Source organism: Halomonas sp. 11-S5, assembly GCF_029889825.1.
Lineage (GTDB): Bacteria > Pseudomonadota > Gammaproteobacteria > Pseudomonadales > Halomonadaceae > Halomonas.
Genome location: NZ_JARANW010000008.1, coordinates 106,906 through 116,548, shown reverse-complemented (window position 1 = coordinate 116,548; position 9,643 = coordinate 106,906). Strand labels below are relative to the sequence as shown.

Genomic DNA, 9,643 nt, shown 5'->3' with positions numbered 1-9,643 from the left:
CAAGATCGTCGCCCCGGACCTCTATATCGCCGTGGGCATCAGCGGGGCCATCCAGCACCTGGCGGGCATGAAGGACTCCAAGGTGATCGTGGCGATCAACAAGGACGAGGAAGCGCCGATCTTTCAGGTCGCCGATTACGGATTGGTGGCGGATCTCTTCGAGGCGCTGCCGGAACTCGAGCAGAAGCTATAGGACTCCCTTCACAGCGACAATAGCGTGAGCTGGTCTCTTCGGGGGCCGGCCCGCTGTTTGTCTGGATGGTTGATGTCGGACAGGGCAGCACGGGGCGCGACTGTCGTTACATGCGCCTCGCAGAGATGCAAATAGCGATGCATACTAGCATCAATAAAGATGCGGAGCCTTCACCATGCGCACTACCATCACCATTGATGACGCCCTGTACGAGCAGGCGCTGAACCTCTCCGAGCCTGGAATGGACAAGCCTGCCGATCTCGTCCGGGAGGCCATCAAGACCTATGTACGGGTGCAAGCGGGCCGCCGCCTTGCCACCTTGGGCGGCTCGGCACCGGACATGCAAGATGTCCCCCGACGCCGCGAGGAACCTGCGGAGCCATGAGCATACTCGTCGACACCTCGGTATGGGTTGATCACTTCAGACACCGGAACGCTGCCTTGGTCGACTTGCTCGAGAGCGATCAGGCGATGAGCCATCCGATGGTGGTGGTCGAGCTGGCCTGCGGGACACCCCCGGCACCGCGTGTTCAAGTACTCAATAACATTGAGCTATTGCGGCCTTGCCAGCAGGCAAGTTTGCAGGAGGTGAGGGAGTTCATCGAGCGCAACGAACTGTTTGGAAAGGGGTGCGGCTTGGTCGACATGGCCTTGTTGGCATCCACGCTCATTACCCCAGGGGGCCAGTTATGGACGCTGGACAGGCGCCTCGACGAGATGGCGAGACGCTTTAGTGTGGCCTATCAGCCGCCGATGCATTAGGCATGCCCTACCCCTACCAGCAGCCGCCAAGCTCTTTGGTGGCAGTCGTCTCAACAGGGGCAACGATTTTCCAGGCTCCCTGAGCATGCCCTTTCGGGTCGGCATTCAATCGTCCGCTTCTTCGACGCTACTGCATGTGGATCCCATGGCCGCAATTGAAGGACTGCCCGCTGAGTGCGGCGGTATCCTGCTGGGCGAGGAAGAGCGCCAGATCGGCGACTTCGTCCACGCTGCCCGGCTGCTGGTCCACGGTATTCTTGAGCAGCTCCGTCTTCAGCGCATCCTCCACCGACATACCGAGCTGGCGTGTCACGGAAATCGCCTGACCTCCGCTGGCCTTGATGCCCTCCACGATCTCTTGAGCGGCCTCCATGTCGCGGCCAGCCACTGCCACGGAAGCCCCCCACTCCGCAAACCGTTGTGCGATCCGGGTGCCGATCCCGCTGGTCGCACCCGTGACCACTGCGACCTTATCAGTCAGCTCCATCGCCATATCCCTCTGTCAAACCAGCAAAACCACCCAGCCACACACCGTCAGGGCTCCAGGCCCACGTAGCCGGGTCCTGGCACCGGGTCCTACACGTACATCCCGCCATTGACGTTCAGGGTCTGACCCGAATGGCACTTACTTAAGGCCTAGGGATGATGTAAGCCTTTGATATTAATGAAAACGGACGATGGATTGTGGTATTGTGTAAGTCGCTAAACCACACACAAGCCACCGATCCAACGTCCGCTCTCATGACATATCCTACTGCCCCACTTCATCAGTGCCAACAGAGCCGTGTCGCGCATCATGCCAGCCGTCCGCACCATACCGAGCTGTGCGCTCAACTCCATGCGGCCTTCACCGCTTCCGATCTTGATGAGACGCTGCCGGCTTGTCGCCACCGGCTCTTTCCTCCTGTTGCCACCCTGGAGACGTTTATCGCGCAAGCTCTGGATGCCGACGCCTCCTGTCAACAAGCCGTCAATCGCCTCATGCTGAACCGGGAGCTTCACCGGCAGTCTTCGGGAAGTATCCGTACCGGCGCCTATTGTCGCGCTCGCCAGCGACTGCCGGGTACCATGGTGGCCGACCTGGCGCGCTATCTTGGCCGCACCCTGGCGGAGGAGGTGCCGCCTGCCTGGAACTGGCAGGGCCGGCCGATCAAGCTGATCGACGGCACCACGGTGTCGATGCCGGACACGCCCGAGAACCAACAGCGCTTTCCTCAGCAAACCAGCCAGAAACCCGGTCTCGGGTTCCCGATCGCTCGGCTGGTCGCCATCATGGACTTGAGTAGCGGGGCGATTCTCAATGCGGCGATGGGGCCCGTGAAAGGCAAGGGCACGGGAGAGCATGCCTTGCTGCGAGAGATGCTCGACACCTTTGAATCGGGCGACATTGTCATCGCCGATCGCTACTACCCTTCTTATGCGCTCATCGCCGACTTGAAGGCCCGCGGTGTCGATGTGGTGATGCGCCAACACTTCGCCCGCCAGACCGACTTTCAGATCGGGAAGCGGCTGGGTGATAAGGACCACATTGCCACCTGGCAGAAACCCAAGAAACAGCACGAGTGGATGAGCCAGGAAGCCTTCGATGCCTTGCCCGACACCTTGCCGGTGCGGGAGCTGGCCGCAGGGAACATGATCATCGTCACGACCCTGTGCTCCTCCAAGCAGGCGCCACGCCAGCAGATCCAGGCGCTCTACAAGGCGCGCTGGCAGATAGAGCTGAGCTTTCGGGATATCAAGACAACCTTGGGCATGGAAGTGCTACGCTGCAAGACGCCCGCCATGGTGGAAAAGGAGGCCTGGGTATATCTGCTGGCCTACAACCTGATTCGCCAGGTGATGGTGCGTTCCAGCGAGTGGGCGGACTGCCTGCCCCAGCAGGTCAGTTTCAAACATAGCGTGCAGGTTTTCCGGCAGGTCACCGCACGTTCGCCGCTGACGGAAGAAGAACGCCAGAGCCTCATGGGGCAAATAACAACGATCCGGGTGGGGCAGCGGCCGGATCGGCTGGAGCCGCGAGCCATCAAACGACGGCCACGGCCCCATCGATTACTGAAAGTGCACCGACATCAAGCGCGTGAAGAAATTCGCCAACAAGGACACCCGAAAAAGCTTAAGTAAGTGCCATTCGGGTCTGACCCTGAGGCCTCCCCACGAATAGAATAAGAAAATCAGTATATTAGGATTGAAAAAAGTCTGCATGGGCAGGCATGTTGTTAATCGCCAAAGAAACAATATGCCGAGGAGCCCATGCAGACGTCCCGATTCTTGCACAGGATCCTGATGACTTCAGCCTCCCTCCTGCATTCAGCCCGCTTCAATGCTCTCGCCACCTGCGTCGAGGCCTTGCTGTCGGTGCAGCGCCTGTCCCTGACGGCGATCGGCCGTCAGCTCCCGCGCCAGGCGCAGCCCAAGCACGCGATCAAGTGCGTCGATCGCCTGCTCGGTAACCCTCACCTGCAGCGCGAGCGACGTTGGCTCTATGCGGATGTCGCTCGCCTGCTGGTGGGCTCTCAGCGACATCCCATCATCCTGGTCGACTGGTCACCGATCGACGACCGGGGGCGTCATTTTCTGCTGCGTGCCGCGATCCCCTTTGGGAAACGATCGTTTCCGATCCATGAGCGCGTGCATCACAAGGACGCCTGTCCCCGTTGCCAGAAAGCGCTCCTTGCGGACCTGGCGTGGATGTTGCCGCCGCAGGCCAAGCCCATCCTGATCACCGATGCCGGCTTCAAGACCCCCTGGTTGCGGGCTGTTGAGGCGTATGGCTGGTACTACATCGGTCGCGTGCGTGGGGCGACTCAACTGCGGCACGACGGCGAATCCGATTGGCGCCGCCTGGAATCGCTGTTTCCTCTGGCGACCCGCGAGCCAGCGTCGCGTGGTCTCGTCACGCTGGCCAAGACGCGCTCACTGGCGACCCGTCTGTACCTGTACCGCGCGCCCTACCGAGGGCGCAAAGACCGCAACAAGAACGGCGGTGCCTCGCGTGCTGCCCGAAGTCGCAAGGTGGCCAAGGGGCACCGAGAACCCTGGGTGCTGGTCAGTAACCTGACACCGCGCCACAACCTCGCCGCCAAAGTCGTCAAACGCTACGCCAAGCGCATGGAAATCGAGGAGGGGTTTCGGGATATCAAGAGCGAGCGCTTCGGGTTTGCGTTCAACTTGCATGGCACCCGATATGCACGCCGGATCGAGATCCTGCTTCTCATCGCGATGCTGGCCAGCTTCCGGCTCCTGGCCAGCGGCCTTTCCCTCGATAGAGCGGGGAGGGCACCGGCCTATCAAAGCAATACGCGTCGATCACGGCGGGGCGTCTCGCTGTGGCGACTTGGTTGTGAAGCCATTCTGGCCCGCTATCCTGCGGGCCGAATGGACAGACTCCTCCGGCTCATGCGACAAGAAGCCGAGTTGGGGGTCACCGTATGATTCGTGGGGAGGCCTCAGGGTCTGACCGTTCACGTAGGCGGCATCATCGGAGGCCAGGAAGGCCACCACGCCGGCCACTTCCTCCGGCTGGCCGCCGCGGCCCTGAGGGACTCGCGCGATCAGCATGTCACGGACCTTTTCGGGGATCTGCGCGGTCATCTCGGACTCGATGAACCCGGGTGACACGGCATTGATCAACACGCCCTTGCGGGCAAGCTCCTTGCTCAGGCTCTTGACGAAGCCGATCACCCCTGCCTTGGCGGCCGAGTAGTTGGCCTGGCCGAAGTTGCCCTCGTTGCCGGAGAGCGAGCTGATGCAGATGACGCGTCCCGACTGCTGCTCCACCATGTAGCGCGCGGCTTCCTGGGTGCAGATGAACATCGAGGTCAGGTTGACATCGAGCACCGTGCGCCACTGGTCATCGGTCATCTTGAAGAAGGAGGCATCTCGCGTGATACCGGCATTGTTGACCAGGATGTCCAGCCGTCCGAACCGCTCCTTGATGCGCTGCATCACCTCGGCGACCTGCTGCCGATTGGTGACATCACAGGCTTCCGCCACGGCCTCATGGCCATCCTGAACCAGTGCCGCTGCCGCGCGTTCGGCATCCTCGCCGTTGATGTCCACGATCACCACCCGGGCCCCCCGAGTTCGACACTTGCAGCCCGTTTTTGGCCTGAAACCAGTGTCCGCAGTCAAAAAATTCAGTGACTTAGCGAATTCTGGCCGAATTCCTTGTAGTGACACGTTTTTCTGGTGGCGCCTTGCCATTCGTCGAGTAGCCGGTCTATCGTGATGACATGTTCGTCAAAGTCACCAAATCCGGCCCGCGTCGCTACGTGAAGCTCGTCGAGTCTTTCCGCGACGAGGCCGGCAAGTCGCGCCAACGCGTGATCGCCACGCTGGGACGCCTGGAAGCCGTCACGGCGGGGGAATCCAGCGCGCTGATCAATGGTCTGCTGCGCGTCTCCGGCCAGCCAACGCTTGAAGAAGGCACCGGCGAGACCGACTTCACGCCGGCGCGCTCCGTTGGCGATACTTGGCTGCTGACGTCGCTCTGGAAAGAGCTCGGATTGGATGACGCCTTCCGGCGGGTGCTGCGCACCAAGCGGCAGTTCGATGCCGAGCGGCTGCTGCGGGTCATGGTGTTCAACCGACTCTGTGACCCGGAATCCAAGCTCGGTGTACTGCGTTGGTTGGAGGATGTGCTGGTACCCGACGTCGACACGGCCTCGATCAGCCATCAGCACCTGCTGCGCACCATGGACACGCTGTCGGACTGCAGCGAAGCCCTCAATGACGTGCTGGCACAGCAGCTCAAGCCGCTGATCGATCAAGAGCTGTCGATCGTCTTCTATGACCTCACCACGATCCGGGCAGAAGGCAAGACCTCGATCGAGGGTGATGTCCGCCATTACGGGCCTACGAAGGAAGGCGGCATCGGCCGACAGTTCATGTTGGGCGTCGTCCAGACGGCAGAAGGCCTTCCTGTTCACCACGAGGTATTCGATGGTAACGTCGCGGAAACCAAGACGCTGCTGCCGACCATCGAGACCGTGGTCAAGCGCTTCAATGTCCGCCGTGTCGTGCTGGTGGCCGACCGTGGGCTGCTCTCCCTCGATAACCTGGAGGCCTTGTCCGCTGTGCGTGTCGAGGGACGCCCCCTCGAGTTCATCCTGGCGGTTCCGGGTCGTCGCTACAGCGAGTTTGATGACCTGCTGAAGGCGTTCCATCAGACCCACTGCCAGGACGCCGACACCGAAGCCTATGGCGAGATGGCATGGCAGGATCATCGGTTGATCGTGGCGCACCGGCCGGAAGTCGCCAAGGTTCAGACAACCGCGCGCGATCAGAAGATTGAGGCGCTGCAAGCCGATGCGCGCCAGTGGTTTGAGAAGCTGGATAACCAGGATGCCGGACGCCGCTATCGCGGCAGAAAGCTCTCCGATCCCGGCGTGACGGCCAGGTTCTACAAGGCCGTCACTGACGCTCACCTTGGCCATATTCTCAAAGTCGACCTGACCTCCGAGACGTTCAACTACGTGCTCGATCAACGGGCGCTGGATCGCGCCAGGATGATGGATGGCAAGCTGCTGCTGGTCACTAACATGGCCGATCATGAGCCAGAGCAAATCGTCGAGCGCTACCGGGCTCTGGCTGACATCGAACGCGGCTTCCGAGTGCTGAAGAGCGATATCGAGATCGCACCGGTTTACCACCGGTTGCCAGATCGCATCCGTGCGCATGCGCTGATCTGCTTCCTTGCCTTGGTACTTTACCGCGTGTTGAGGATGCGACTGAAAGCCAGTGATCACAAGCTTTCGCCGACGCGGGCGCTGGAAATTGCCCGCAAGATCCAGTTCCACCAGGTCCTGCTTCACCGTCGCGAGACGGCGAGCGGCCTGACCAAATTGAAGCCTGAACAACGCGACCTTTTCGAAGCGATTGGCCTGCCGGCACCTGCCGCATCACGCTTGTAGTGCCAATTTTCGAAATGCGTTTCCAGAATAATCAGTGGCTTACGCTTCTAACTGTCGAACTCGGGGGGCCCCATCCTCGGCCAGCCGTTGGGCCATCGCTGCGCTCAGGCCACGCCCGGCACCAGTTACCACGGCCACGCGATCATGTAACTTCATAGACTTACCTCAATATCTGAAGGGGCTACACGGCGATTATGAGGCACTACAACTACCTACCTCACTTTTCCACCTCATCATGGGGCTCACCGCTCATTACCCTGCATATGAAAAAGAGGCGAATCATCGAACGTCTTACTGATCGATGACTCGCCTTTAAACGATCAAAACATGGGTAAGGATTTACCCAGGCGTCACCGCATCAAAACTTATACATGGCCATCAGCTCGACTTGCTGACCAGCCGGACGAAGCGGCATCGTACGTGCATTGCGGTCCCGCCACTCGACACCGAAGTCCAAGCCAGGCAAATAAGTATAGATCAAATTTACATGCGTGACCTGAAGCGTATCGTCATCTACCGTCGGTGCCACCTCGTCGGCTGTTACTTGCCCATAGCGAATGTTGCCACGTAAGCTCTCGTTGAATCGGTGGCTGACACCAGCAGTAAAGCCTGTGGTGCTGACCAAATCACCGGAAGCATCGACTTCCCCTCGACCCTCATAGTTGGGGACCGGAGCTGCCGCGCCATTATACCCCCATCCCGCGGACACGTTGCTACCCTCCCCTGTATAGCCACTGAGGGAAAGAGATGTGGAGCCAAAGTTAAATTTACTCGCCAGAGAGACAGCAGCCCCAAACTCTGAATCATCGAGCCCAGTCTGGACTTCGCGACCAGTGACAGCAATATTAAATCCATGACCGGCCTCGGTTCGGTGCGTATATGACGCCACCATGTCAGGCACGTCGGCATCACTGTAAAGCGGGTCCTGAAAACTGAACCGCAGACCACCGGTCGTATAGTGCAGGACAAGATCCGGCCGGACGACGGCTCCACTGCCGGCAACGCTGCCGATCCCCGTGCTCCAGAAATCTACCATTTCAACATCAAATGGCGCAGTAGCGAAGAACTGCCCGGTCCACGTTTGGCCAAGCGTGAGATTATCGACTTGGATAAAGCCATGTCTCATACGCATGGCGTAACTACTGTCAGTAGAATCAAAGGCATCATCATAGAAGTCCGCCTCCACAAACCCCTTCACATCATGACCCTGAACTTCACCGTCGACTTCAAAGTTAATTCGCGACTGGCGAGCGGATCCGTCAAAAGATTGGTCATCATTGTCAGGATCATTGAAAATACCCTCCGCCTTGAAGTAGCCACCAATGTTAAATGTCGTACCATTAACTTCCCCAACCTGATAAGCATAAAGCTGGGAAGACATAGAAGCCACTACAACGGCCAATGCGAGTTTTTTCTTGAGTTGCATCACTTTTTCTCTCCGTATTTTTGTCGTAATGATAGGCTCCATATCCTAAGAGCCATGCAAGGGGCATGTCCGTATGAAATTTCCGTTACGTTCCCTTGTCTTGTTAAGGGCAGGCCGTTCGGTCTGCCCATTGTCTACATAGCACTTGCTAAATCATCCTACCTTGACGACTAGTGCAGCCGCCGAATCACCCGCCGCGCAGCCGGTCACCAAGGCGTAGCCCCCCCCCTTGAGGGCGGTCTCCTCGATCGCCTCGATCAACAGACGCCCCAGGGTCGGCCCCTGAGGATGGCCAAATACCAGCGAGGTACCGTAGTTGTTGAACTGGGTGGCATCCAGGCCCATGGCCTTGGCCAGGTGCAGGTCATTGACGATGAACGGGCTGTGGTTCTTGATCGTGGTGATCTGATCGATGCTCAGGCCCGCCTGGTCGAGGGCTCGCTTTGCCGCCGAGGCCGGTGCCATCGGCATGTGGGCCGGCTTGGTGCGCGCATGGCCGTAGGACAGCACCTGCACCACCAGGCCAGCATCGGTGCTCAGCTCAGCCGCCCGCTCGCGGGTGGTGACGATGATCCCAGCATTGCCGTCCGCCGGATGGGTCTGGGAGCCAAAGGTATGAATGCCCGTGGGCTGCACGGGTCGCAGCTTGGCCAGCCCTTCGGCCGTGGTCTGCGTCACGCCTTCGTCGGCTTCGACCAGCCTGGTTTCCTTGCGTGACACCGGGACCTCGACCGGGAATATGTAGCGCTTCTGGAAGGCACGCTCATCGGCCAGCGCCTCGGCATACTGTTCGTAGCGCCGCAGGGTCAGCTCATCGGCCTGCTCACGGGTGAAACCATGCTCGCGGGCGACATTCTCCGCCGTGGTCAACATGTCCTTGCCGGTGGCCGGGTCGGCGGCAATGTTGTCCATGTTCCAGTTTTCGGCGATCACTTCCCCCCCCGGCCCCATCGGGTTGGGCCAGATGGTGTGGGGAGCGTTGGACGTCCGGTCGGAAAGCAGGCAGTAGGTGGTCTCGAAGCTGCCGGTCTCAACGGCTGACGCAGCATTGAACACCGCGGTGGTCGAGGTGGCACAGGCCTGAGTCACATTCTGCCCGGGAATGCCTTCTGCCCCAATGAGTGATGCCGCCCAGGGTGCCCCATAGAAGATAGCCTTCTGGCCCACCGAAACACCGAGATAAAGATAGTCGAACAGCGCCGGATCGATTTCGCGGCTGGCCAGCCAGCGCTTGCTGGTCGCCGCTCCCAGCTCGATCGAATTGGTGTTGGCGAAACTACCCTGCCACTTGCAGAAGGGACTGCTGTAATAGCCGCCATAGGGGATAAAGGCATTCTTGAACATTTTGGA

9 protein-coding genes and 1 pseudogene are annotated in these 9,643 nt (G+C 59.8%); 6 read left to right on the top strand and 4 right to left on the bottom strand.

Going from position 1 to position 9,643, the window contains the following annotated elements; all coding sequences use genetic code 11:
• The 3 genes from OP497_RS08555 to OP497_RS08545 form a co-directional block, all read left to right on the top strand.
• The coding region (locus tag OP497_RS08555; protein ID WP_280547778.1) for an FAD-binding protein at positions 1-193 on the top strand (193 nt) is incomplete at its 5' end.
• A gap of 175 nt (positions 194-368) precedes the next feature.
• Positions 369-578, top strand: a complete 210-nt coding sequence (locus tag OP497_RS08550; RefSeq protein WP_280547777.1) for a type II toxin-antitoxin system VapB family antitoxin — start codon at positions 369-371, stop codon at positions 576-578.
• Positions 575-955, top strand: coding sequence for a type II toxin-antitoxin system VapC family toxin (locus OP497_RS08545; RefSeq protein WP_280547776.1), 381 nt, complete (start codon positions 575-577; stop codon positions 953-955). The genes OP497_RS08550 and OP497_RS08545 overlap by 4 nt, the downstream gene beginning before the upstream one ends.
• Before the next feature lie 127 nt (positions 956-1,082).
• Here the strand turns inward: OP497_RS08545 and OP497_RS08540 are convergent, their stop codons facing one another.
• A complete protein-coding gene (locus tag OP497_RS08540; RefSeq protein ID WP_280547775.1) occupies positions 1,083-1,442 on the bottom strand; it encodes an SDR family NAD(P)-dependent oxidoreductase in 360 nt (119 codons plus the stop codon).
• 254 nt (positions 1,443-1,696) lie between these two features.
• On the opposite strand from OP497_RS08540, the gene OP497_RS08535 reads away from it, so the two are divergent.
• Both OP497_RS08535 and OP497_RS08530 read left to right on the top strand, forming a co-directional pair.
• Positions 1,697-3,076, top strand: coding sequence for an IS4 family transposase (locus OP497_RS08535; RefSeq protein ID WP_280547774.1), 1,380 nt, complete (start codon positions 1,697-1,699; stop codon positions 3,074-3,076).
• A gap of 129 nt (positions 3,077-3,205) precedes the next feature.
• Positions 3,206-4,387 (top strand): IS4 family transposase, encoded by a 1,182-nt coding sequence (locus OP497_RS08530; protein WP_280547773.1) that lies wholly within the window; start codon positions 3,206-3,208, stop codon positions 4,385-4,387.
• A 27-nt stretch (positions 4,388-4,414) separates the two neighbouring features.
• Here OP497_RS08530 and fabG read toward each other — a convergent pair.
• Positions 4,415-5,158 (bottom strand): annotated as a pseudogene (fabG, locus tag OP497_RS08525) (3-oxoacyl-ACP reductase FabG); the annotation flags it as partial.
• Positions 5,159-5,187: 29 nt separating this feature from the next.
• On the opposite strand from fabG, the gene OP497_RS08520 reads away from it, so the two are divergent.
• Complete coding sequence (locus tag OP497_RS08520) at positions 5,188-6,867, top strand: IS1634 family transposase (RefSeq protein ID WP_280547772.1); 1,680 nt, start codon at positions 5,188-5,190, stop codon at positions 6,865-6,867.
• Positions 6,868-7,225: 358 nt separating this feature from the next.
• On the opposite strand, the gene OP497_RS08515 is transcribed toward OP497_RS08520, so the two are convergent.
• Positions 7,226-8,293 (bottom strand): hypothetical protein, encoded by a 1,068-nt coding sequence (locus OP497_RS08515; protein WP_280547771.1) that lies wholly within the window; start codon positions 8,291-8,293, stop codon positions 7,226-7,228.
• Between the two features lie 153 nt (positions 8,294-8,446).
• The gene (locus OP497_RS08510) at positions 8,447-9,637 is read right to left on the bottom strand and encodes a thiolase family protein (RefSeq protein ID WP_280547770.1); all 1,191 of its coding nucleotides are present in this window, start codon (positions 9,635-9,637) and stop codon (positions 8,447-8,449) included.
• Positions 9,638-9,643 lie beyond the last annotated feature (6 nt).

What these genes read in the sequence shown, in the direction of transcription:
- OP497_RS08550 (WP_280547777.1), top strand. Translation starts at nt 369, where the DNA reads ATGCGCACTACCATCACCATTGATGACGCCCTGTACGAGCAGGCGCTG.
- OP497_RS08545 (WP_280547776.1), top strand. Translation starts at nt 575, where the DNA reads ATGAGCATACTCGTCGACACCTCGGTATGGGTTGATCACTTCAGACAC.
- OP497_RS08540 (WP_280547775.1), bottom strand. Translation starts at nt 1,442, where the DNA reads ATGGAGCTGACTGATAAGGTCGCAGTGGTCACGGGTGCGACCAGCGGG.
- OP497_RS08535 (WP_280547774.1), top strand. Translation starts at nt 1,697, where the DNA reads ATGACATATCCTACTGCCCCACTTCATCAGTGCCAACAGAGCCGTGTC.
- OP497_RS08530 (WP_280547773.1), top strand. Translation starts at nt 3,206, where the DNA reads ATGCAGACGTCCCGATTCTTGCACAGGATCCTGATGACTTCAGCCTCC.
- OP497_RS08520 (WP_280547772.1), top strand. Translation starts at nt 5,188, where the DNA reads ATGTTCGTCAAAGTCACCAAATCCGGCCCGCGTCGCTACGTGAAGCTC.
- OP497_RS08515 (WP_280547771.1), bottom strand. Translation starts at nt 8,293, where the DNA reads ATGCAACTCAAGAAAAAACTCGCATTGGCCGTTGTAGTGGCTTCTATG.
- OP497_RS08510 (WP_280547770.1), bottom strand. Translation starts at nt 9,637, where the DNA reads ATGTTCAAGAATGCCTTTATCCCCTATGGCGGCTATTACAGCAGTCCC.